General features: G+C 63.9%; 19 protein-coding genes. 11 read left to right on the forward strand and 8 right to left on the reverse strand.

Translation table 11 applies throughout. The features are described from left to right. Positions 1-2: 2 nt before the first annotated feature. On the reverse strand, positions 3-998 hold the full coding sequence (locus RQH62_RS12755) for a 50S ribosomal protein L11 methyltransferase (protein WP_311269127.1): 996 nt from the start codon (positions 996-998) through the stop codon (positions 3-5). A gap of 39 nt (positions 999-1037) precedes the next feature. Further along, a complete protein-coding gene (locus RQH62_RS12760; RefSeq protein ID WP_311269128.1) occupies positions 1038-2372 on the reverse strand; it encodes a methyl-accepting chemotaxis protein in 1335 nt (444 codons plus the stop codon). Positions 2373-2569: 197 nt separating this feature from the next. Between RQH62_RS12760 and sdhC the strand changes: the two genes are divergently transcribed. The 4 genes from sdhC to RQH62_RS12780 all read left to right on the forward strand — a co-directional run bounded on the left by sdhC (position 2570) and on the right by RQH62_RS12780 (position 6296). Continuing rightward, positions 2570-2965, forward strand: a complete 396-nt coding sequence (sdhC, locus tag RQH62_RS12765; RefSeq protein ID WP_311269129.1) for a succinate dehydrogenase, cytochrome b556 subunit — start codon at positions 2570-2572, stop codon at positions 2963-2965. Further along, positions 2965-3357: a succinate dehydrogenase, hydrophobic membrane anchor protein gene (gene sdhD / locus RQH62_RS12770; protein WP_311269130.1), complete on the forward strand. Its 393-nt coding sequence runs from the start codon at positions 2965-2967 to the stop codon at positions 3355-3357. The genes sdhC and sdhD overlap by 1 nt, the downstream gene beginning before the upstream one ends. Then, positions 3354-5156: a succinate dehydrogenase flavoprotein subunit gene (gene sdhA / locus RQH62_RS12775; protein ID WP_311269131.1), complete on the forward strand. Its 1803-nt coding sequence runs from the start codon at positions 3354-3356 to the stop codon at positions 5154-5156. The genes sdhD and sdhA overlap by 4 nt, the downstream gene beginning before the upstream one ends. 84 nt (positions 5157-5240) lie before the next feature. Next, complete coding sequence (locus RQH62_RS12780; RefSeq protein ID WP_311269132.1) at positions 5241-6296, forward strand: biotin carboxylase; 1056 nt, start codon at positions 5241-5243, stop codon at positions 6294-6296. 306 nt (positions 6297-6602) lie between these two features. On the opposite strand, the gene RQH62_RS12785 is transcribed toward RQH62_RS12780, so the two are convergent. Together RQH62_RS12785 and RQH62_RS12790 are read right to left on the reverse strand one after the other, a co-directional pair. Further along, positions 6603-7058: a vgr related protein gene (locus RQH62_RS12785; RefSeq protein WP_311269133.1), complete on the reverse strand. Its 456-nt coding sequence runs from the start codon at positions 7056-7058 to the stop codon at positions 6603-6605. Next, positions 7055-7522, reverse strand: a complete 468-nt coding sequence (locus tag RQH62_RS12790) for a copper chaperone PCu(A)C (RefSeq protein ID WP_311269134.1) — start codon at positions 7520-7522, stop codon at positions 7055-7057. The genes RQH62_RS12785 and RQH62_RS12790 overlap by 4 nt, the downstream gene beginning before the upstream one ends. 175 nt (positions 7523-7697) lie before the next feature. Between RQH62_RS12790 and dnaK the strand changes: the two genes are divergently transcribed. Beyond that, positions 7698-9599: a molecular chaperone DnaK gene (dnaK, locus tag RQH62_RS12795; protein WP_311269135.1), complete on the forward strand. Its 1902-nt coding sequence runs from the start codon at positions 7698-7700 to the stop codon at positions 9597-9599. A 66-nt stretch (positions 9600-9665) separates the two neighbouring features. Next, positions 9666-10811 (forward strand): molecular chaperone DnaJ, encoded by a 1146-nt coding sequence (gene dnaJ, locus RQH62_RS12800; RefSeq protein WP_311269136.1) that lies wholly within the window; start codon positions 9666-9668, stop codon positions 10809-10811. A gap of 99 nt (positions 10812-10910) precedes the next feature. Here the strand turns inward: dnaJ and RQH62_RS12805 are convergent, their stop codons facing one another. Then, positions 10911-12206: an amino acid permease gene (locus RQH62_RS12805; protein WP_311269137.1), complete on the reverse strand. Its 1296-nt coding sequence runs from the start codon at positions 12204-12206 to the stop codon at positions 10911-10913. Positions 12207-12614: 408 nt separating this feature from the next. Between RQH62_RS12805 and RQH62_RS12810 the strand changes: the two genes are divergently transcribed. Then, a complete protein-coding gene (locus RQH62_RS12810) occupies positions 12615-12770 on the forward strand; it encodes a hypothetical protein (protein ID WP_311269138.1) in 156 nt (51 codons plus the stop codon). Between the two features lie 59 nt (positions 12771-12829). Here the strand turns inward: RQH62_RS12810 and RQH62_RS12815 are convergent, their stop codons facing one another. Both RQH62_RS12815 and RQH62_RS12820 read right to left on the reverse strand, forming a co-directional pair. Next, a complete protein-coding gene (locus tag RQH62_RS12815; protein WP_311269139.1) occupies positions 12830-14632 on the reverse strand; it encodes an acyl-CoA dehydrogenase C-terminal domain-containing protein in 1803 nt (600 codons plus the stop codon). A 48-nt stretch (positions 14633-14680) separates the two neighbouring features. Then, complete coding sequence (locus RQH62_RS12820) at positions 14681-15091, reverse strand: MerR family DNA-binding transcriptional regulator (RefSeq protein WP_311269140.1); 411 nt, start codon at positions 15089-15091, stop codon at positions 14681-14683. 106 nt (positions 15092-15197) lie between these two features. Here RQH62_RS12820 and RQH62_RS12825 point away from each other — a divergent pair, with 106 nt between their 5' ends. The 4 genes from RQH62_RS12825 (at position 15198) to RQH62_RS12840 (ending at position 20670) form a co-directional block, all read left to right on the forward strand. Then, positions 15198-15608 carry a DUF2946 family protein gene (locus RQH62_RS12825; protein WP_311269141.1) on the forward strand — a complete coding sequence of 137 codons (411 nt, stop codon included), beginning with the start codon at positions 15198-15200 and terminating at the stop codon, positions 15606-15608. A 141-nt stretch (positions 15609-15749) separates the two neighbouring features. Beyond that, positions 15750-17771, forward strand: a complete 2022-nt coding sequence (locus RQH62_RS12830) for a TonB-dependent receptor (RefSeq protein ID WP_311269142.1) — start codon at positions 15750-15752, stop codon at positions 17769-17771. Beyond that, on the forward strand, positions 17771-19009 hold the full coding sequence (locus RQH62_RS12835) for a PepSY domain-containing protein (RefSeq protein WP_311269143.1): 1239 nt from the start codon (positions 17771-17773) through the stop codon (positions 19007-19009). The genes RQH62_RS12830 and RQH62_RS12835 overlap by 1 nt, the downstream gene beginning before the upstream one ends. A 35-nt stretch (positions 19010-19044) precedes the next feature. Beyond that, positions 19045-20670: an NAD(P)/FAD-dependent oxidoreductase gene (locus RQH62_RS12840; protein ID WP_311269144.1), complete on the forward strand. Its 1626-nt coding sequence runs from the start codon at positions 19045-19047 to the stop codon at positions 20668-20670. Between the two features lie 24 nt (positions 20671-20694). Here the strand turns inward: RQH62_RS12840 and RQH62_RS12845 are convergent, their stop codons facing one another. Further along, positions 20695-23493, reverse strand: coding sequence for a calcium-binding protein (locus RQH62_RS12845; RefSeq protein WP_311269145.1), 2799 nt, complete (start codon positions 23491-23493; stop codon positions 20695-20697). Between the last annotated feature and the right edge of the window lie 21 nt (positions 23494-23514).

Raw genomic sequence — 23514 nt, forward strand, 5'->3', positions numbered from 1 at the left:
CTTCAGATGCTGCCGAAACCGGGCGCTTCGCCGCGCGCGGCGCTGTCGATACGCTTCGGCCGTTTCCAGCCGATGACCGGCCGCTTGCGCAGGCGTAGCGTCGGCCAGTCGCCCCGGTCGCTGCGTTCGGCCAGCCGCATGCCCTGCGCGCGATAGGCGGCGATCACGGCATCAGCCTGTTCGTTGAGCAGGCCGGCCAGCACGATGCTGCCGCCTTCTTCCACCAGTGCACACAATGCCGGCGCCAGTTCGATCAACGGTCCGGCCAATATGTTGGCGATCAGCAGGTCGTAGGGCGCGCGGCCGATCAGCGCGGGATGATTGCCGCCCGCTGCCGTCACCAGCGCCAGCCGACCCGCTCCGTCGCCCAGTTTCACGCTGTTGGTCCGCGCATTGTCGGCGGTGATTTCGACGGCGACGGCGTCGATGTCGGATGCGATCGCATGGGCGCGGGGCCACAGATGCATGGCGGCGAAGGCCAGCAGGCCGGTGCCGGTACCGATGTCGGCGACGTGGCGGAATCGCATGCCGACCCGGCGCATTCGGTCGAGCATGGCAAGGCAACCGGCGGTCGTCTCATGCTGCCCGGTGCCAAAGGCGCGGCCCGCTTCGATCAGCAGATTGACATGGCCGGGCAGTTCCGGGTCGGTCGCGATGTTGCGGACATGGAAACGGCCGGCCGTCACCGGCTCCAGCCCCTGCTGGCTCAGCGTCACCCAATCCTCGTCGGGCAGCGCCTCCACGACCGGCTTCACCCGCGCGGCGCTGGGCACCAGCGTGCGCAGCAGCTTGATCGCGGCGGGGCTGGGCTTGCCTTCAAAATAGGCGTCCAGTTGCCAGATCGTGTCGTCGTCCGGCGCTGCCTCGCTGGTCATCAGCACTGGCGGCCGGTCCATCATTGCGAAGGCTGCTATGTCGCCATCCAGCGCCTCCGCTTCGGCGCGGGTGCAGGGCAGGGTGACTTTCCAGCTTTGGGCTGTGTTTGCGACATCGTTCATCCCGCCGCCTTTAGACCAGCGGCGGGGGCAGGGGAAGCGTTACGCCACCTGCCGTCCGAAGTCGGAGGAGGCATGGCGCAGGCTGGCGAGCTTGCCCTCGACGCTGACGAAGCCGCGTTCCAACTGGTCGATTTCCGATGCCACGACCTCCGTGTCCTGACGGATCGCGGAAATGGTGGTCGACATCGAATCGGCGGCCAGCGCGGTTTCGTCCACGGCGGCGGTGATCATGGTGACGGTCTGCGCCTGCGCGTCCATGGCGTGGCGAATGCGCTCGGCGCTGGCCTGCACTTCGCCCACCGTGTCGCGGATGCGTTCGTTCGTTTCGACCGACTGACGGGTCGATGCCTGAATGTCGGCGATCTTGCTGGCGATTTCGTCGGTGGCGCGGGCGGTCTGGTTGGCGAGGCTCTTAACCTCCTGCGCGACGACGGCAAAGCCACGGCCGGCGTCACCCGCGCGGGCGGCTTCGATCGTGGCGTTGAGGGCAAGCAGATTGGTCTGGCCAGCAATATCGCGGATCAGGCCCAGGATCGATTCGATCGACTTGGCATGCTCGGACAAGGTGACCGACATGGCGACGGCGTCGCCCGACTGGGTCGATGCGCGGCGCGCGACTTCGGCGGAGCTTTCGACTTCGGTGCGGGCATCCTCGATCGCGCGGATCAGGCCGGCGGAGGTGCGGGCGGCTTCGCGCATGGCGAGCGCTGACTGTTCGGCAGCGGCGGCGACTTCGGAGGCCTTGCCCAGCATGCCGCGGGTGGCGGCGGACGCATCCTTGGCCTGTTCGCGCAGCGATTCGCCCAGCTTCGACGCGCCGTCGATCTCGCCGACGATGCGCTGTTCGAACAGCGTACCATAGCGCTGGCGCTCGGCGCGCTGCGTCTCAGCCTGATCGGTGGCCAGCACATTGCTCATGAAGCCCGAATCGATCATCGCGATCTGTAGCATCATGCTGAGCAGCTTGCGGCAGCGGGCGCCATCGTCATGGCAGCGTTCCCAGATCAGGTCGGTTATGCGTTCGTTCGCGGCGGCCACGGCAGTCATCACCGAACGGACCGATACATCATGTTTGCGCGCATGGCGCACGCAGTCAGCGGCCGATCGTGCCCAGCGCCCTTCGGCAAAATGCAGCAGTTTTTCGCGGACATAGCGGTCCGCTTCCTGCTCGATCCGCGCAATGATGGCGTTGCCCAGCCGATCCCGCAGCCCGGTTTCCCGCATATAGGTGGTGAAGAAGGTCGCGCTGACGCTGCCCAGGTCCGCCTCGATCAGGTCGCCGACCTCGCGTGCGGCGCGGGCGATCGCACCGGTGGGGTCGACGTCCGCCATATAGTCCGATGTGATGGCGGCGGGGGAGAGACTGGACGGCATGAGGGGACGGCCCTTGCTGAAGACATGATCGGTTCGCGTTCGATCATTAGCGTGGGTTGGTTAATCACTTCTTATGCGTGATGAAGGTTGCGCAAAAGCATCAGCAACTTTCTGTCGCCTTCCGCTGCTTGCCCTTCCGGCGCTTCGCTCTTAAGGGGAGCGGACTCAGGGACAAGTATCTAAGGACTAGGGTAGACATGGCGCGTTCCACCAGCCGGCCACTCTCGCCGCATTTGACGATCTGGAAATGGGGGCCGGCCATGGCCGTCTCCATCATGCACCGCGTGACGGGCAACGGTCTGGCGACCGCTGGCGCGCTGGGCCTCATCTGGTGGCTGATGGCCGCCGCGACCGGGCCTGAGGCCTATGCGACCTTCGTGGCCTGCGCGACCTCGCCGATCGGCTATCTGGTGATGATCGGCCTTTCCTGGTTCTTCTTCCAGCATCTCTTCTCGGGCCTCCGCCACTTCGTGCTCGATATGGGCGCGGGTTATGAGCTGAAGAACAACAAGATGTGGTCGATCGCGACCTTCATCCTGTCGCTGCTCACGACCGGCTTCGTCTGGCTCTACATCTTCGGAAAGGCGCTCTGATGGGTACCGGTACTGGCATCGGTCGCGTTCGCGGCCTCGGCTCCGCCAAGCATGGCGCGCATCACTGGCTGGCGCAGCGCTACACCGCCGTCGGCAACCTGCTGCTGGTTCTGTGGCTGGTCTTCAGCCTGATCAGCCTGCCCGGCCTCGACTATGAAAGCGTCGTCAGCTGGATCCACAATCCGCTGGTCGCGGTGCCGCTGATGCTGATGGTGGTCAGCATCTTCATGCACCTGCGCCTCGGCATGCAGGTGATGCTGGAGGATTATGTCCATGACAAGGGTCTGGCCTTCTTCTCCATGCTCGTGCTCAATTTCTATGCCTTTGGCGGCGCGGCCGCAGGCGTTTTCGCGATCGCCAAGATCGCCTTCATCGGGATCGTCAAGCCATGACCGAAGCCTATAAGATCATCGACCACACCTACGACACGGTCGTGGTGGGCGCTGGCGGTTCGGGCCTGCGCGCGACCATGGGCAGCGCCGAAGCGGGCCTCAAGACCGCCTGCATCACCAAGCTGTTCCCGACCCGCAGCCACACCGTGGCGGCGCAGGGCGGCATCGCCGCGTCGCTGGGCAACAACAGCCCCGACCACTGGACCTGGCACATGTACGACACCGTCAAGGGGTCGGACTGGCTGGGCGACCAGGATGCGATCGAATATATGGTGCGCGAAGCGCCCGCCGCCGTGATCGAGCTGGAACATGCCGGCGTGCCGTTCAGCCGCAACGAGGATGGGACCATCTATCAGCGTCCCTTCGGCGGCCACATGCAGAATATGGGCGCCGGCCCGCCGGTGCAGCGCACCTGCGCCGCCGCCGACCGTACCGGTCACGCCATGCTGCACGCTCTGTATCAGCAGAGCCTGAAGTATGATGCGGACTTCTACATCGAATATTTCGCCATCGACCTCATCATGGAAAATGGCGAATGCCGCGGCGTCATCGCCATCTGCATGGAGGATGGTTCGATCCATCGGTTCCGCAGCCATGCGGTCGTGCTGGCGACGGGCGGCTATGGCCGCGCCTATTTCTCGGCCACCTCGGCGCACAGCTGCACCGGCGACGGCGGCGGCATGGTACTGCGCGCTGGCCTGCCGCTCCAGGATCTGGAGTTTGTGCAGTTCCACCCGACCGGCATTTACGGCGCGGGCGTGCTGATCACCGAAGGCGCGCGTGGCGAAGGCGGCTACCTCACCAACTCCGAAGGCGAGCGTTTCATGGAACGCTATGCTCCTTCGGCGAAGGATCTGGCGTCGCGCGACGTCGTGTCCCGCTCGATGGCGATGGAAATGCGCGAAGGGCGCGGTGTTGGCGAGCATAAGGATCATATCTTCCTGCACCTCGACCATATCGACCCCAAGGTGCTGGCAGAGCGCCTGCCCGGCATCACCGAAAGCGGCAAGATCTTCGCGGGCGTCGACCTGACCCGCCAGCCGCTGCCTGTGACGCCGACCGTCCATTACAATATGGGCGGCATCCCGTGCAATTATCATGGTCAGGTGGTGACGAAGGTCGGCGACGATCCGGAAGTCATCGTCAAGGGCCTGTTCGCGGTCGGCGAAGCGGCTTGCGTGTCGGTCCATGGCGCGAACCGCCTCGGCTCCAACTCGCTGATCGACCTTGTCGTGTTCGGCCGTGCGACTGGCCTGTTCCTCAAGGACAATCTCAAGCCCAACGCGCCGCACAAGGCGCTGCCAGCCGATGCCGCCGATCTGGCGCTCAGCCGCCTCGACCATTATCGCAATGCGAAGGGCAGCACGCCGACGGCGGACATCCGCATGGACATGCAGCGCACCATGCAGAAGCATGCCGCCGTGTTCCGCGACAGCGCGCTGCTGTCCGAAGGCGTGACGCAGATGCAGGCTGTCAACAAGCGGTTGCAGGACGTCAAGGTCAGCGATCGTTCGCTGATCTGGAACACCGACCTGATCGAGACGCTGGAACTCGACAACCTCATGAGCCAGGCCATCTGCACGATGGAAGGCGCCGAAGCCCGCAAGGAATCGCGCGGCGCCCACGCGCATGAGGATTTCCCGAACCGCGACGACGAAAACTGGATGAAGCACACGGTCAGCTGGTTCGAAGGCTGGGGCGGATCGGGCGGCAAGGTGACGCTCGATTATCGTCCGGTCCACGACTATACGATGACCGACGAAGCCGAATATGTGAAGCCCAAGGCGCGCGTCTATTAAGACATTGCGTTTCAAGGCAGATATTTGAGGAGGGGGCGAGCCGCAGGGCTGGCCCCCTTTTCGTTTCAGGGATTTCCAGACAGTATGACGCAGCAGCAGGACATGATCGCCATCCTCTACCAGGCATTGCCGCCGCCGGTGATCGACGGCCTGCGCAAGGATGCCAAGCCCGGCGGCTATTCGGATGGCGGCGCGGATATCGGCTTCGTGCTGCGTGGGCAGGGGTATAGGGTGCTGACGCCTGTGGCCGATCCCGACCCTGCGCGGCCGCTCGACTGGGTGTTTCCTGACACGGCCGAAGGCATCGCCGCTGCGATGGATGCAGGCGCGACGATCCTCTGGGCCAACAGCGTGCTGTTCGAAGGCCATCCGCTGGAGGCCGTGCTGGGGCAGGTGCGGATCGTCGGGCAGTTGCCCGAATTGATGCAGTGCTATGACGACAAATTCGCCACTAACCGGATGCTGGAGGCGGCGGGTCTGCCGGTCGCGCGATCCTTCCTGATGGCGCAGGTAGCGCGGCCGGGCGTCCGGGCGCTGGTCGACGTAGAGACGGCAGTGGCCGAGGCTGGTTTGACCTTCCCGTTGATCGTGAAGCCGGTGCGTGGGCGCGGCAGCCAGGGCGTCACGCGGGTCGCCGATCTGGCGGCGCTGGTAACGGCAGCGGCCGGCCTGATCGCGGACGCGAAATTCGGCGATACGCTGATCGTCGAGGAATATCTGGCCGGCGAAGAGGTCACGGTGACGGTGATGCCGCCAGTCGATGGCGCTTATCGCGCGTTGCGCCCGGTGCGCCGCTTCAACCAGAAGGATGGCGTCGCCCCCTATAATGGCGACGTTGCGGTGACGGCGAACAGCGTGGCGATCGAAGCAGCGGAACTGGCGTCGCCGGCCGTGCAGACGATGCTGGACGCCTGCATCCGGGCGGCGGCGCTGGTCGGCGCGCGCGCCGTCATCCGCATCGACTGCCGCGCGGACGCCAGCGGGGACTACAAGCTGTTCGACCTCAACATGAAGCCCAACATGACCGGCCCCGGCCGCCCCGGCCGCGACGATCAGGACTGCCTGTCCGCCATCGCCGCCCGCGCCGACGGCATGGACTTCGCGCAACTGCTGGAGGGAATGCTGGAGGGGGCTTGGTGAGGCACCAATAGTTCACCATTTGTGGCCACCGCATATCCGTTCGGGCTGAGCCTCTTTCCTTTGGGTGTACGTCCGACGAAGAGTATAGTCCTTCGACAAGCCCAGGACGAACGGATGTTTGGGTCTGGAAACGACCAGAAATGGACATGTTCCCCCTCCCGTTCACGGGAGGGGGTTAGGGGGTGGGCTGGACGTTGCGACAGCCCACCCCGCTGCGACTAACGCGCTGCGCGCGCAAGTCTCGCTGCCCCTCCCGCGAGCGGGAGGGGGATGGCAGCAAACCACCCAAATCAGTCCCACTCACCCTCAAAACGGCAGCAGCGCCTCATACACTTCCGCGCCCGGCTTCCCCGCCACGGCAACACCCTGCCGTAGCAAAAATGCATGGCGCACGATCTCCGCCTGCTGCTCGATCCCGTATCGCTCGAACGGCTTGCCCGGCACGACATCATAGCCATAGCGGCAGAACGGATGGCGCATTAGCGGCAGCCACCAGCGCCCTGATCGCTGGGCCTGCCACACATGGGTCATTTCATGGATGAAATGGCCCTGTATGTGCAGCGGGCTGTCGCAGAAATCGGCGCAGAACAGGCCGCCATCCGGGTGGAACCACAGGTCGCCGTCCGGCGCCATGGTCACGCCCTTGGGCTGGAACGGCCACCATTTGCGGTCATGCACCCGCACCCGGCCATAGTCGATCGCCGACCCGAACATGGTCCGGGCGAGCGCCGCCTCCTGCTGCGTCAGTACGCGGCTGATCAATGTGCCGCGTTGTCGGCGGGCGTGGGCGTGCGTGCCGCTTCGGGCTTGCGGATCACCGCGTCCACCAGCAACCGGTCGCCATTGCCCATCAGGAAGGTGAACTGCATCTTGCCCCGGCCGATCGCCGTGTCATTGATGCCCCAGATCATCAGATGCTTCCCGCCCGGCGCGAAGGCGACCTGGCCCTTGGGCGGCACATCGACGCTCTCGACACGCTCCATGGTGGTCATGCCGTCCTTGCTGATCGTCTCGTGCATCTCGACCTTGAGCGCATAGTCGGTCAGCACGCCGCGCAACTGCACGCCCGCATCGCCGCCATGGACGACGAAATAGCCGGCCGATGGCGTATCCTTGTTGGGCGACAGCCGTACCCAGGCCTGATCGATATAGGATGGCGCGGGGTTGCCGCAGGCGCTGAGCGCGAGGGGAGCCAACAGGGCAAAAAGGGCAAAGCGCGCGCGCATCCGACACTCCATAACTTGTCTCGTTTCCGGTCGATCCGTGACGCTAATCGTCCCAGCGTCTTGTGCCAAGCGCAACCGCGCCTATATCCCGCTTTGCAGACCGGCCTTGCCTTGGCGCTTTAGTGAGGTATGGGCCGTCAACCGCTGAGTATATTTGGGGTTACAAGAGGAAGAGATGGCAAAAGTAATCGGTATTGACCTTGGCACCACCAACAGCTGTGTCGCTGTGATGGACGGCGGCAAGCCTAAGGTCATCGAAAATGCGGAAGGGGCGCGGACCACGCCCTCGATCGTCGCCTTCGCCAAGGATGGTGAGCGTCTGATCGGTCAGCCGGCCAAGCGTCAGGCGGTCACCAACCCGGACAACACGATTTTCGCGGTGAAGCGCCTGATCGGCCGCCGCTTCGACGATCCGTTGACCAAGAAGGACATGGAACTCGTCCCCTACGACATTGCCAAGGGTCCGAATGGCGACGCCTGGGTCAAGGCCGGTGGCGAACAATATAGCCCGTCGCAGATCAGCGCCTTCACGCTTCAGAAGATGAAGGAAACCGCAGAGTCGTATCTCGGCGAAACCGTGACGCAGGCGGTCATCACCGTGCCCGCCTACTTCAACGACGCCCAGCGTCAGGCGACCAAGGACGCCGGCCAGATCGCCGGCCTTGAAGTGCTGCGCATCATCAACGAGCCGACCGCGGCCGCGCTGGCCTATGGCCTCGACAAGCAGGACGGCAAGACGATCGCGGTCTATGACCTTGGTGGTGGCACGTTCGACATTTCGATCCTCGAAATCGGCGACGGCGTGTTCGAAGTGAAGTCGACCAACGGCGACACTTTCCTGGGCGGCGAAGATTTCGACGCCAAGCTGGTGGAATATCTGGCCGCCGACTTCAAGAAGGCGGAAAGCATCGACCTGACCAAGGACAAGCTGGCCCTTCAGCGTCTGAAGGAAGCCGCTGAAAAGGCGAAGATCGAGCTGTCCTCGGCCCAGACGACCGAAGTCAACCTGCCCTTCATCACCGCCGACCAAAATGGTCCCAAGCATCTGGTGAAGACCATCACGCGCGCCGATCTGGAACGCCTTGTGGCCGACCTCATCAAACGCACGATGGAACCCTGCAAGAAGGCGATGGCGGACGCGGGCGTTTCGGCCAGTGAAATCAGCGAAGTCGTTCTGGTCGGCGGCATGACCCGCATGCCCAAGGTGCGCGAAGCCGTGAAGGAATTCTTCGGCAAGGAACCGCACACCGGCGTGAACCCGGACGAAGTCGTCGCCATGGGCGCCGCCATTCAGGCGGGCGTGCTTCAGGGCGACGTCAAGGACGTGCTGCTGCTCGACGTGACCCCGCTGTCGCTGGGCATTGAGACGCTGGGTGGCGTGTTCACCCGCATGATCGACCGCAACACCACCATCCCGGCGAAGAAGTCGCAGGTCTATTCGACTGCCGACGACAATCAGCAGGCGGTGACGATCCGCGTGTTCCAGGGCGAGCGTGAAATGGCGGCGGACAACAAGATCCTTGGCCAGTTCGACCTGCTCGGCATCCCGCCAGCCCCGCGCGGCGTGCCGCAGATCGAAGTCACGTTCGACATCGACGCCAACGGCCTCGTCAACGTGTCGGCCAAGGACAAGGGCACCGGCAAGGAACAGCAGATCCGCATTCAGGCGTCGGGTGGCCTCAGCGACTCCGACATCGATCAGATGGTCAAGGATGCCGAACGCTTTGCCGAAGACGACAAGAAGCGTCGTGAAGCGGCCGAAGCCAAGAATAATGCCGAAAGCCTCGTTCACACGACCGAAGCGCAGCTGGCGGAACATGGCGACAAGGTCGACGCCTCGCTGAAGAGCGAGATCGAAGCGGCGATCGCGGAAACCAAGGCCGCGATCGAAGGCGGCGACGCCGAAGCCATGAAGACCAAGGCGCAGGAACTCGCCACGGTCGCCATGAAGCTGGGTCAGGCGATCTACGAGAAGGAGCAGGCCAATGCGGCGGCTCCGGGTGCTGACGCGCCCAAGGCCGATGACGATGTCGTCGACGCCGAATTCTCGGAAGTCGACGAAAACAACAAGGCGTAAAACTATGCCCATCGCCCGTCATTCCGGCACAGGCTGGCATGACGGGCGATGCAGGCGGGGGCCTCTATGACCACCGAAGTTGATTATTACGAGCTGCTCGAAATCGAGCGCACTGCCGATGGCGCGCAGATCAAGAGCGCCTATCGCAAGCTGGCGATGAAATATCACCCCGACAAGACGGGGGGATGCACGGACAGCGAAGCCAAGTTCAAATCCGTGTCCGAGGCCTATGAGTGCCTGAAAGACCCGCAGAAGCGCGCGGCTTATGATCGTTATGGCCATGCGGCCTATACCAATGCCCAGTCGGGCGGCGGTGGTGGCGGTGGGTTCCGTGGCGGCGGTGCGGGCGGCTTTTCCGACCTTGGCGATATTTTCGAGACGATCTTCGGCCAGTCCGGTTTCGGCGGACAGGGCGGCGGGCGTCAGGCCAATCGCCGTGGCGCGGACTTGCGCTACGACATGGAAATCACGCTCGACGAAGCCTATCATGGCAAGAAGACCGAGATCGCCATCGACGTTTCGGCTGCCTGCGACAGTTGCGAAGGATCGGGCGCGCAGCCCGGCACCGGGGTCAAGACCTGCGGCACCTGCCATGGTCATGGTCAGGTTCGCGCACAGCAGGGCTTCTTCGTGGTCGAACGCACCTGTCCGTCCTGTCATGGCGCGGGTCAGGTGATCGAAAGCCCATGCCGCTCCTGCCGGGGCGAAGGGCGGGTGGACAAGCCCAAGACCCTGTCGGTCAACATCCCGGCCGGCGTGGACGAAGGTACCCGTATCCGCCTGTCGGGTGAGGGAGAGGCCGGGGCACGCGGTGCGCCTGCGGGCGACCTCTATATCTTCCTGCATGTGAAGCGGCATGCGCTGTTCGAACGCGACGGCACGACGCTCTTCTGTCGCGCGCCGGTCAGCTTCACCACGGCGGCGTTGGGCGGATCGATCGAAGTGCCGGGCCTCGACGGCATTCGGCATGAGATCAAGATCCCGAGCGGCATCCAGTCGGGTAAGCAACTCAAGCAGCGCGGCGGCGGTATGCCGGTGCTGAACGGGCGTGGTCAGGGCGATCTGGTCATTCAGATCGAGGTGGAAACCCCGACCAAGCTCACCGCCAAGCAGAAGGAACTGCTGGAAGCCTTCCGCGAGACGGAAACCGGAGAGGAATGCCCGCAGGTCAGCGGATTCTTCTCCAAGCTCAAGGATTTGTGGGCGGACTAAGTTTCCCTAAAAAATTCCGTTCGGTTCGAGTAGCCTTCAAGCGAAGTCGAGAAGGCGTATCGAGAACAGTTCTCGACAGGCTCGAACCGAACGGATGATTTACAACGCCTTACGCCCCCGACGTGCCCACCAGTAGAAGGGCAGGCCAGCCAGCATCAGCAGGATGCTCGACCCGCTGGCTACCAGCCCGGCACCCCACAGCGTCCAGAGCGCGTAACCTAACCCGATCACCGCCGCCGGCACCACCAGCTTGAACCGCAAGCTCGCCAGCGCACAGCCCACATAAAGCCACAGGGTCGCCGACGTCGCCAGCAGCGCCATCGCCGTGAACAGCGCCACCAACCCCTGCAAGCTGTTGGCGACCAGCATCAGGCTGGCCAGCACGGTGGACAGGATCAGCCCGCGTACCGGCGTCCCCTTGGCATCCGTAGCGGCCAGCCAGCGCGGCAGTTCGCCTGCGCGCGCCATGGCCAGCGGGACTTCGCCTTGCAGCAGCGTCCAGCCATTGAGGGCGCCAAGGCAACTGATGACCACGAAGATGGCGATGAAGCTGGCTGGCCCCGCCGACCAGTAATGGCTGACGAATGCGCCGAAGGGGGAGCCGGTCTGGGTTTCCGCCGCCGGCAGGGTCAAGGCGATGCCGGAACAGACGACCAGATAGATGAGGCCGGTCGCCGCCGTGCCGATCAGCGTCGCGCGCGGAATGGTGCGGGCGGGATCGCGCACCTTGTCCGCCGCGACGCTCGCCGATTCAAAGCCGAGCAGCGCCCAGAGCGTCAGCGCCGCCGAGGCGGTGATGCCCGCGCCGGTCAGGCCCTGTGGCGGGAAAGGTTCGACCTGCGCGCTGCCATCGCCCAGGATGATGGCCAGCAGCACCAGCACGACCGCGATCGGGATCAGCTTGATACAGGTGGTGGCGATCTGCGTCAGGCCCGCGGCGCGCGCGCCGATCAGGTTGATGCCCGTCATCGCCCACAGGAATGCGATGGAGCAGACCGCGCCAAGGCCCGGCTTGGCCAGCACCGGCAGGATGCTGCTGAGGTTCGCGGTCGCCGCCACCGCAATGGTGACATTGGTGATGATGATGGAGATCCAGTATATCCACCCAATCGCAAAGCCCGCCAGCGGCCCATAGGCGCGTGCGATCATCTGCGACGCATTGGCGTCCGGCATGGCCACGGTCAGCCGCGCGATGACGAAGGCCAGCACCAGCGACCCGGCGATGGTGAACACCCACCCCGCCACCGCATCCCAGCCGAACGGCGCGAGCGATGCAGGCAGCAGGAACACGCCAGACCCGATCATATTGCCCATGACGAGGGCAATGCAGGCGGCAAGGCCCAATGTGCGGGAGGATGAGGGGGCGGCGGGGGCCGCAGGTGACGGATTGCTCATTCTGAAGTTCTAAAGGCGTGTCTGAACGATTGCTAGGCGGCGCCCGCCGTTCGATGAATTTGAACGCGGGGATCGGACGTTCCCATTCTCAACATCCGTTCGGGCTGAGCCTGTCGAAGCCTGTCCTGAGCGCCTGCCTTGGCAGGCAGTCGAAGGGGGCTACACTTCTTCAAACGGCGCTGCTTCAGTGTAAAGAGCGGGGCTTCGACAGGCTCAGCCCGAACGGGTGTTGGGTGATGGCGTCTGGCCATCGGCGGGCAATCCCGATCAGGCATGCGGCGGGGAGCCAAGCATGGAAGATACATTTCCTGCAATCGCCTTTGCCCGCATTGCATTTGCGAAAGCACCCACAGAAGCCCAGATAGGCTGCGATGCTGCAACGCAGCAAATTGCAACAAAGGCTCTGTGATGTTTTCGCTAATCTCGCTCTACTTCTCCTATCGTCGCGACGTCGTGTCTGCCGAGCGCTACATTGCTGCGCTCAACAAGACCAAGGCGACCGCGCCGGTCGCTGACGATGTGACGCCGGTTCCGGTCGAAGAACAGTTGCCGCTGGCCGCGTAACGCGCATGCGAAAAGGGCGGCCCAACGGACCGCCCTTCGCGTGATACCAGCCGGTCCGATCAGGCCGCCAGGAACATGTCCGGGTCCAGCGCCATCAGCGCATCGGCACCGCCCTCGATCTTCCGACGCAGCGATCCCGCATCGGGCATGACCCGCTCGGCAAAGAAGCGCGCGGTCACCAGCTTGGCTTCCAGATATTTGGCGTCGCCTTCGCCCGCTGCGATCAGCGCGGTCGCGGCCTTCGCCATGCGCAGCCACATCAGGCCGGTCGCGACGATGCCTAGGATGTGCATATAGTGATGTGCGCCGGCCCCGGCATGTTCGGGGTTCTTCATCGCATTCTGCATCAGCCACATGGTCGCCGCGCCAAGCTGGCCGCTGGCCTTCTCCAGCGCTTCGGCGATCGGCGTCAGCTTTTCGTCGCTCTTGGCGGTGGCGACGTCCTCCGCCACCATCTTCAGGAAGGACTGGAGCGCCCGGCCGCCATTCATTGGCAGCTTGCGGCCGACGAGGTCCATCGCCTGTACACCATTAGTGCCTTCGTAAATCTGGGCGATGCGTGCGTCGCGGACATACTGCTCCACGCCATTTTCCCAGATATAGCCATGGCCGCCGAACACCTGCTGGCAGGCGACGGCGACGTCAAAGCCCTTGTCGGTGCCATAGCCCTTCACCACCGGGGTCAGTAGCTGAAGCATGTCGTCCGCCGCCTGACGCTCTTCCTCGGTCGCGGCGTGGTGCGACAGGTCGACTTGCAGCGACGTCCACAGGATCAGCGCGCGGAGTCCTTCGGTGATGGACTTGGCCTCCATCAGCATCCGGCGCACGTCGGGATGGACGAACAGCGTGTCGGCCTTCTCGTTCGGCTCCTTGGGGCCAGTCAGCGCGCGGCCCTGACGGCGATCCCTGGCATAGTGGACAGCGTTCTGGAACGCGATCTCGGCCTGACCCAGCCCTTGCAGGCCCACGCCCAGCCGCGCAGCGTTCATCATGATGAACATCGCGGCCAGGCCCTTATTCTCCTCACCCACGATCCAGCCGGTCGCGCCGTCATAATTCATGACGCAGGTGGCGTTGCCATGGATGCCCATCTTATGCTCGATCGAGCCGCAGGATACGGCGTTGCGGTCGCCCAGCGTATCGCCATCCTCCACGAAGAATTTCGGCACCACGAACAGCGAAATGCCCTTGCTGCCCTCCGGCGCATCCGGCGTCTTGGCCAGCACGAGGTGGATGATATTTTCCGACAGGTCATGCTCGCCCGCCGAAATGAAGATTTTCGTGCCGGTGATCGCATAGCTGCCATCGGCCTGCGGCACAGCCTTGGTCTTGATGAGGCCGAGGTCGGTGCCGCAATGCGGCTCGGTCAGGTTCATCGTGCCGGTCCATTCGCCCGACACCATTTTGGGGATGTAGCGCTGTTGCAGTTCGTCGCTGCCCTTGGCGATCAGCGCCGCGACCGCGCCGGCGGTCAGGCCATGATACATTTCGAACGCCTGATTGGCCGACAGCACATATTCGTCCACCGCCGTCGCCAGCACGCTGGGCAGGCCCTGTCCGCCAAATTCCGCCGGGCCGTGGATGGTGGTCCACCCGCCCGCGACAAACTGGTCGAACGCCGCCTTGAAGCCGGTCGGCGTCGTCACGCTGCCATCCGGGTGGCGGGTGCAGCCTTCCTTGTCGCCTACGGCGTTCAGTGGGAACAGCACTTCGGCCGCCATCTTGCCGCCTTCGGTCAGGATCGCCTCGACCAGATCGGGCGTGGCATTTTCGAAACCGGGCAAATTGGCATAGCGGTCCAGCCCGACGATATGATCCAGCACGAAGCGGGTGTCGCGAACAGGGGCGGCATAGCTGGGCATGATCTTCTCCTGATTATTCTTCTGATTCTCCCCGGCGGGGGAGGGGGATTATTGTTGTTCGATGGCGGCGACGAAGCTGGCCAGTTCGGCAATGGCCGCGTCGATATCGTCCTTCTGGCGGGTCAGCAGGTCGATCCGCGCCTTGCACTTGTCTACGGTGACGCGGCGCTGTTCCTCATGCGCCTCGTCGGCGTCATACAGGTCGATCATCTCGCGAATTTCGGTCAGGCTGAACCCCACCCGCTTGCCGCGGAGAATCCATGCCAGCCGGGCGCGATCGCGGCGCGAATAGATGCGGGCCAGCCCCTGCCGTTCGGGCGAGATCAGACCTTCATCCTCATAGAAGCGCAGCGCACGGGCGGTGACCCCGAATTCCTCGGACAGGTCGGTGATCGTGTAGCTTTGTCGTTCGCTATGGTCGGGCAATTCGATGCCGGCGATGCTGCTGCGCGTGTTCATGACAGAGGATGTAAATCGACTTTACGTTTACGTCAAGGTGAGTGAGTCGGCGACTTGGACCTTTTGTCTGGGTGACAGGGTAGGCTGTCGCCGCTACGGCAGGGACATGATGGGGGCGATCAGACAGTCGGAGAGGGCACGCGCGCTGCTGGCGGCGCTGGCCCTGCTCGTGCTCGCCATCCAGATGATTGCACCATCCGGCTTCATGCCCGTGCGCACTGACCGGGGTGTCGTGGTGACGCTTTGTACCGGCACTGGCCCCGTCAATGTCGTCGTGCCGCGCGGTGCGGCACCGGACAGGGGCGACCATCATTCCGATGACGGCATGACCGGCCAGCAGCATTGCCCTTTCGCTGTATCGGTGCAACCGGTGGTGCCACCGCTGATTGCGGCGGACTTGCCGCTGCCGGCGTGGCAACTGGCCTTCGGTCCGATCGCCTTCGCGCTCAAGACCGGGCTGATCGCCCGCCTTGCCGCGCCGCCGCCACCGTCATCGGGGCCACCCGTCCCTTTCTGAACCAACTTAACCTCCGTTCGCCCTGAGCTTGTCGAAGGGCGCGGGCGTGCTTCGACAAGCTCAGCACGAACGGAAATTATGTTTGAGGCATATGCTCGACGCTTGGATGCGTGCGAGTATTTTCAGAAAGCCATTCTCTCCATGCGTCATCACCATGTCGCGCGCAGCCTGCCGCTGTGCGCTCTGATCCTTATCCTGTCCGCCACGCCTGCCTTCGCCGACGAAGCCGAGCAAAGCGCCATCATCGTTACCGCCAGCCCGATCGTCGAGGAAGCCGCCGCCCGCGTGCAGCAGACCCCCGGTGGCGTCGATGTCGTCGCGGCCGACGACTTCGCGAACAAGGCCGCCGTCTCATTGCGCGATGCGCTGGTCTTCTCCCCCGGCGTCTATACCCAGCCGCGCTTCGGGCAGGAGGTGCGCATCTCCATCCGCGGCTCCGGCCTGTCGCGCGGCTATCATATGCGGGGCCTCACGCTGCTCCAGGATGGTATCCCCATCAACAGCGCCGATGATAATGGCGATTTCCAGGAACTGGACCCGCAGGTCTTCCAGCATCTGGAGGTCTATCGCGGCGGCAATGCGCTGCGTTTCGGTGGATCGACGCTGGGCGGGGCGATCAACGCGGTGACGCCGACCGGACGCAGCATGCCGGGCGCGGAGATACGCATCGACGGCGGCAGTTTCGATACGCTCCGTGGCAAGATCGCCTATGGCCATGCCGATGCGCGCGGAGATGTCTATCTCGCTGTCTCAGGCGACCGGTCCGACAGCGATCGCGCGCATGGCGACCGTAAGGCGCTACGCTTCAACGGCAATGTCGGGCTGAAGCTGGGAGAGGGCGTCGAAACCCGATTCTATGCCAGCGCCCAGACCATCCGTCAGCATCTGGCCGGCGCACTGAGCGAGGCGGACGCGATCGACCATCCCGGCAAGGGCAATTTCACCGGCAATCAGGCCCGCGATATCGACTCGATCCGGCTCCAGAATCGCACCACCATCGACCTTGCCCATGGCACACTGGCCTTCGGCCTGTTCTACAATGCCAAGGCACTGTCCCATCCCATCTACCAGTTGATCGACCAGACGTCGGAGGATCGCGGCCTTTTCGCCAGTCTCGACCTGACCGGCGACCTTGCCGGCATGCCGGTGGCGCTGACGCTGGGCAGTCAGGCACGATTCGGTCGCACGGTGGCGCGCCAGTTCGTGAACCTGAATGGCAGGTCCGGCGCCTTGACTGCCGACGCCCTGCAAAAGGCGCAGACGATCAACAGCTATGCCGAAGCGCGCATCGCACCAGTCGCCGATCTGTGGCTGATTGCCGGTGGCCTCTACAGCCATGGCGAACGGCGGATGGCCAATCGCCTCGTCCCGGCGCGCAGCGGTGACGCCAGCTTCGACAGTTTCGCGCCGAAGCTGGGACTGCTCTATCAGCCGGCCGAAACCCTGCAATTCTATGCCAATTACAGCCGGTCGATCGAAATGCCGGGCTTTGGCGAACTCAGCCAGACGCCGACCGGCGGTGTGCCGGGCTTCACACCGGTCGGCCTGCAAAAGGCATGGACGGCGGAAGTCGGCACACGCGGCCGGCTGGGCATCGCGGCGTGGGATATCAGTCTCTATCGCGCGGACATACAGGGCGAGATGCTGCAATATAGCGTGGTGGCCGGCACCATTCCTGCCGCGACCTTCAACGCCGACCGTACCCGGCATCAGGGGATAGAGGCGGGGGTGGACCTGACCCTGACGCGCTGGGCCAGCCTGCGGCAGGTTTATCAGTATAGCGATTTCCGGTTCCGCAAGGATGTGCAGTTCGGCGACAACCGCCTGCCGGTGGTGCCGCGCCATTTTTACCGTGCGGAATTGAAGCTGGGCACGGATCGGCTCAGCATATCGCCGGCGGTCGAATGGCTGCCGCAGGGCGCCTGGGTCGATTATGCCAATAGCAAGCGGGTCGGCAGCTATGCGCTGCTCAATCTCGGCGCGCAGGCGCAGGTGCGCGATGGCGTTACCCTGTTCCTCGACGCCCGCAACCTGACGGGCGAGCGCGCGATCGGCGATATCAGCGCAGTGGTAAACTATGCCACGCTGCCCGCCAGCAGCCGCGCCATCTTCTACCCGGTCGAACGCCGCGCTTTTTATGCCGGCGTGCGGGCGCGCTTCTGATGGAGCGCGGCCTGTATCGGGCGATGTGGCGCTGGCATTTCTATGCCGGGCTGATTGTCCTGCCGGTGCTGGCGCTGATGGCGGTCACCGGCGCCCTCTATCTCTACAAGCCGGAGGTGGAAGCGTGGCTTTACCCGGTGCGGATCACGGCGTCGCCGGATGCGCGGCCATTGCCGCCTTCGCACCTCATCGCCGTCGCACAGGGGACGGGGGCACCGGCGACTCAACTGCTGGTGCCTGACACGCGCGACCAAAGCTGGCGCGTGACAAGCGGGACCAACACGATGTTCATAAACCCCTATGATGGGCGCGTGCTGGGCCAGATGCAGGGCGGCGGCATCATGCAGACCGTCCGCGATCTCCATAGCTTCGCTTTGACCGGCCCGATCGGCAACCGGCTGGTGGAGGTGGTGGCGGGCTGGACGATCCTGCTCTGCATTACCGGCCTCTATCTGCGCTGGCCCCGGCGCGGCAGCCCGGCGCTGGCGATCCGGGGGCGGGCTGGCGGGCGGCTCTTCTGGCGCGACCTGCATGGCACGCTCGGCTTCCTGTCGGCCGGCGTGATCCTGTTCCTGGCCGTCACCGGCATGCCCTGGACCGAGGTCTGGGGCGGTGGCCTGCGCGCCGTCATCGCCGCCAATGGCGCGGGCCGCCCGCCGATGAAGGTCAACCCCTGGGCAACGGCGGTAAAACAGGCGCTGCCATGGACCTTGCGAGAAGAGAGCGCATCAACCGGCAGTCCGGGCGATATCGGCGTCGATGCCGTCGCCCGCATTGTCGCCCGCCATGGCCTGGCCTCCGGCTATCAACTGTTCCTGCCGGCCAGCCCCGGCGCGCCCTATCTTGTCACCGCGCTCACCACCCGCGCCGACGAGGCCCGCGCCATCACCATCGACGCTGGCACGGGTGTGGTGGTGCAGGATATCGACTGGCGCCAGTTCGGGCGCGGAGCGAAGTCGGTCGAATGGGGCGCCGCCACCCATCAGGGTCAGCAATATGGTGAAGCGAACCGGCTGCTGATGCTGGCGGGCTGCATCTGTTTGCTGGCGCTCTGCCTGACCGCGCCGATCCTCTGGTGGAAGCGCCGCTTCGCCACGCCGCCGCCTGCACCACCGGGTACGGCGCGCATGGTCGTTGGACTGATGCTGGGCCTTGGCCTGCTCTTTCCGCTCACCGGCCTGTCGATGCTGGTGGCGCTGGCCGGCGAATGGCTGGCCGGGCGGATGCGGCGCAGCTAGTTTATTTTCAGGCCGCGAAAGACTATGGCGCAGCCATGATCCGTCTTTCCGGCCTGAAACTGCCCCTCGACCACCCGGCCGAGGCGATGCCCGCCGCCATTTGCACCCGCCTTGGCATCGAAGCGTATGAATTGCGCGGGCATAGCCTCGTCCGGCGCGGCAATGATGCCCGTCGCCGTTCTGCCATTCTGCTCGTCTACACGATGGACGTCGACGTCGTGGACGAGGCGGCCGTGCTGGCCCGTTTCGCCAATGACCATGACGTCCGTCCGACCCCGGACACCAGCTATAAATTCGTCACCCACGCGCCCGATGGCTGGCAGGGCCAGCGCCCGGTCGTCATCGGCGCCGGGCCATGCGGGCTGTTCGCGGGCCTCATCCTCGCCCAGATGGGGTTCAAGCCGATCATCCTCGATCGCGGCAAGGTGGTGCGCGAGCGGACCAAGGATACCTGGGGCCTGTGGCGCCGCGGCGAACTGAACCCGGACAGCAATGTCCAGTTCGGCGAGGGCGGGGCGGGCACCTTCTCCGACGGCAAACTTTACTGTCGTGTCAAAGACCCGCGCTTTCTGGGCCGCAAGGTGCTGGAAGAGTTCGTCGCCGCCGGCGCGCCCGACGACATTCTCTGGGAAGCGCATCCCCATATCGGCACGTTCCGCCTCGTCACCATGGTGGAGGCGATGCGCAGGCAGATCGAGGCGCTGGGCGGCGAGTATCGCTGGCAGCATCGCGTTGACGATGTGGTGCTGGAACGGCAAGGGGATGGGGCGCAGAAGTTGCGTGGTGTCGTGTTGCACGATGGCAGCGTGATCGAAAGCGATCATGTCGTGCTGGCGGTCGGCCACAGCGCGCGCCCGACGTTCGAGATGCTGCATGCGCGCGGCGTCCATATCGAACCCAAGCCTTTTTCGATCGGCGTGCGGATCGAACATCCGCAAAGCTGGGTCGATCGTGCCCGCTACGGCAAGTGCGCCGGCCATCCCGATCTGGGCGCGGCGGCCTACAGCCTCGCCCATCATTGCGCCAATGGCCGCACGGTCTACAGCTTCTGCATGTGTCCCGGCGGCCGCGTCGTCGCCGCCACATCGGAAGAGGGCCGCGTCGTCACCAACGGCATGAGCCAATATAGCCGCGCCGAATTCAACGCTAATTCCGGGCTGGTGGTCGGCATCGATCCGGCCACGGATTATCCAGATGGTCCGCTGGCCGGCATCGCGCTCCAGCGCCATTGGGAAAGCCTGGCCTATCAGGCTGGCGGCTCTTCCTACTGGGCGCCGGGCCAGACCGTCGGCGATTTCCTCGCGCGCCGGCCCTCCACGCAACTCGGCGAGGTCGTGCCCTCCTACAAGCCGGGCGTGACGCCGACCGACCTGTCGCTCTGCCTGCCCGACTATGTGATCGAGGCCTTCCATGAGGCGCTACCGGCGTTCGGTCGCCAGATCGCCCATTATGACCATCCCGACGCGGTCATGACCGGGGTGGAAACCCGCACCTCCTCACCGATCCGCATTACCCGCGGCAAGGATTATCAGAGCCTCAACGTCGCGGGCCTCTACCCGGCGGGTGAGGGGGCGGGCTATGCCGGCGGCATCCTCTCCGCCGCGATCGACGGGATCAAGGTGGCGGAAGCGGTGGCGCTGCAACTGACGGCGGCCGGCTGAGAAAGCCGTCCGCCGCGCTGCCGATCAGCCGATCAGGAAATCGCTGACACCCAGGCTCGCGGGTGCAATGGCGCCCAGGTCGGCGATCATATGCACGCCGGCATTGGCACCGCTGCCATCCGCGCTGGCGGTGTAATATAGAACGCTATGATTGTCGGCATCGCGCGCGACGACGAACAGGCCGGCATCGACCGTACTGTCATTGCCGCCCAGCAGCGACCGCACGGCTGCGCTGTCGTCCAATATGCCGTCATAGACCAGCAGGTCGGTCGTGCTCAGGTCGCCGGCCGCGTCGGTGGAGCGGACGTCCAGTGCGGCCCCGTTCACGCCGAAGGCCGCTGGGTTGAACACCAACTGATCCTGCCCGATGACGAAATCCAGGATGCTGTCGCCGCCTTCGCTGGCATTGCTCCAGACGAACTGGTCCCGGCCGCCGCCACCGGTCAATATGTCGGCGCCCGCACCACCCTGTATCCGGTCATTACCCGCGCCGCCGATGATCTGGTCGATATCGTTTCCGCCCACTGCCAGGATGGAATGGCCCGCGCTCAGGCTGCTGCCATCGATCCGGTCCGCATTGCTGCTGCCCTGGATCGTGATGCGGCCGCCGCCAATGTCGCGGAACAGGCTGTCGGCCAGCGTGATCTGCGCCGGGCCGCCCCACAGGATGATGGTTTCGACCCCGCGCACCCCGGAGAGATCATTGGCGCTGAGGCTGCCGCCGCCGATCAGTATCAACTGGTCCGCCCAGCCGCCGCCCGACACGCTGTCGCCGCTGTTCAAATCGGCGATGTTGAAGCGGAAGATATCGGTGCCCGCGCCGCCGGTCAGGCTGTCATTGCCGCCACCGCTGCGCGTGTCGATGCCATAGGCGCGGCTCAGCGCGGAGGCATCCACGCTGTCGTTACCGGACTGGCCCCATATTTCGATGCGGTTGTTGGCAAGGCCGGCGACATTGGCATCGGTGAGCGCGATGCTGTTCTGCCCGGCGGCCAGCATGATCCGCTCCACCCCGCTGACATTGCGTATCTCTTCGGCGGTCACGGTGCCCGCCGTGCCGATCGACAGCGTATCATAGCCACCATTGCCGATGACGGCATCGCCATCCAGCTTTTCCGCCATGAAATGGAAGATGTCGTTGCCGGCGCCACCGATCAGCGTGTCCAGTCCGATATGCGACGTCACCTGAATAGAGTTAAGGGCCGAAAGGGCGGATGCGTCGATAAAATCACTGCCGTCATTGCCGACGAAGGTAATCTGCCGCCCGCCCACGTCGCGGAAGATGGCGTCGTCAATGGTAATATGGTTCCTGCCGCGCGCCAAAATGAAGGTTTCAATACCCCGCACATTGGCAAGATCGCTTGTATTTAGCGTAACATTTTCCCATGTTAGATAAGCCGTGTCTGCACCGCCGCCACCGGATATGTTGATATTCCCTGTGGTGGTGGAAAATGGCGAACTGATCCGGAAAATATCAGCGCCTGCGCCACCCTTGATAACCGCATCGCTATAGACAATGAATTCGGCAGCATGATTTGCCGTGAGGGATGATCCGTCGATGATGCCACTGCTACTGATGGTGATGCGGGCCGTCGATATGCCGTTCCACATGTTATTGTACAAATTGATCAGCTTCCCACCATATATGTTGATGTTCTCGACCGCACTGACATTCGCCAGAACGTCGAGCGGCGGTGCTGATTGTGCGCCATCGAAACTCAGCCTGTCCACGCCAGCCCCGCCATCAACGCTGTCCCGGCCGTCCCAGGTCACGGTTATGATGTCGTTACCCGCTCCACCCTTGATGACGTCGTTTCCGGTGCCGGCGTCGATCGTCAGGTTGACCTCATCGCTGATTGCCGATCCGTCTATGGTGTCATTTCCCGTGCCACCTACAACGGTTATGCTTTTGCCGCCCAGTCCGACAGCCAGCGTATCCGCAAGGATGAACAAGTTGGTGCCATTAGCGAGCGTGAACTTCTCGATTCCACGAACATAGGCCATGTCGGCAGCTGTAGTGACGCCTTGTGTGCGAAGGATGATCTCATCGCGGTTGCCACTACCGCCAACCACTGTGTCGCCATTCAGGTCAACCAACGTAAATATGTTGATGCCGTTAACACCGATCAGACTATCTACCCCACCGCCGGCCGTAATGGACAAAGAATTTATATTGGCTAGCGATGCGTCAATGTGATCATTGCCGTTGCCACCAACAATATTTAGGCGAGCTGAGCCGTAATCCCCCAGTGTGAGGGAATTCGTGCCCTCGGCAAGCACGATTTTGCTGATATTGCTGACGTTGGCAAATGCGCTTGCTGTCACTGTTCCGGCGGTGGTGATGTATAATATGTCGTCACCTGAGACGCGCCCTCCTCCGTTGACGGTGTCTCCGTCCAGGTCTTCCGCGCGAAAGCGGAAGACATCTGCACTGCCGCCGCCCAGGAACACATCCAGACCGCTGCCGGCCGTTACGTCGATATGGCGACCGCTGAAGAGTACATGAGCATCAACATAATCGTTGCCCGATGATCCGGCGATTTGCAGACCGTAACCGGGTTTCCAGATCGTCGAAATCATCGTCTCGGGGATGGTGAGACGCAGCCCGGGCGTTTCCATCACGATCCGGTCGATGCCGCTGACGCCAGACAATTGCACTGCCGACAAACTGCCTGATCCGCTCAGGCGCAACGTGTTGAACCCGCCTCCACCGGACACGATGTCGCGTGCATTTAAATCGCTGACGTTGAATATGAAGATGTCATCTTCATCCGTGCCGACGAAATTATCGTCCGTGTTGGGATTGCCGGTGAACGTCGCCATATCTCATCTCCCGATTTACCG

Source organism: Sphingobium sp. WCS2017Hpa-17 (assembly GCF_031843765.1).
In the GTDB taxonomy this organism is placed as follows: Bacteria; Pseudomonadota; Alphaproteobacteria; order Sphingomonadales; family Sphingomonadaceae; genus Sphingobium.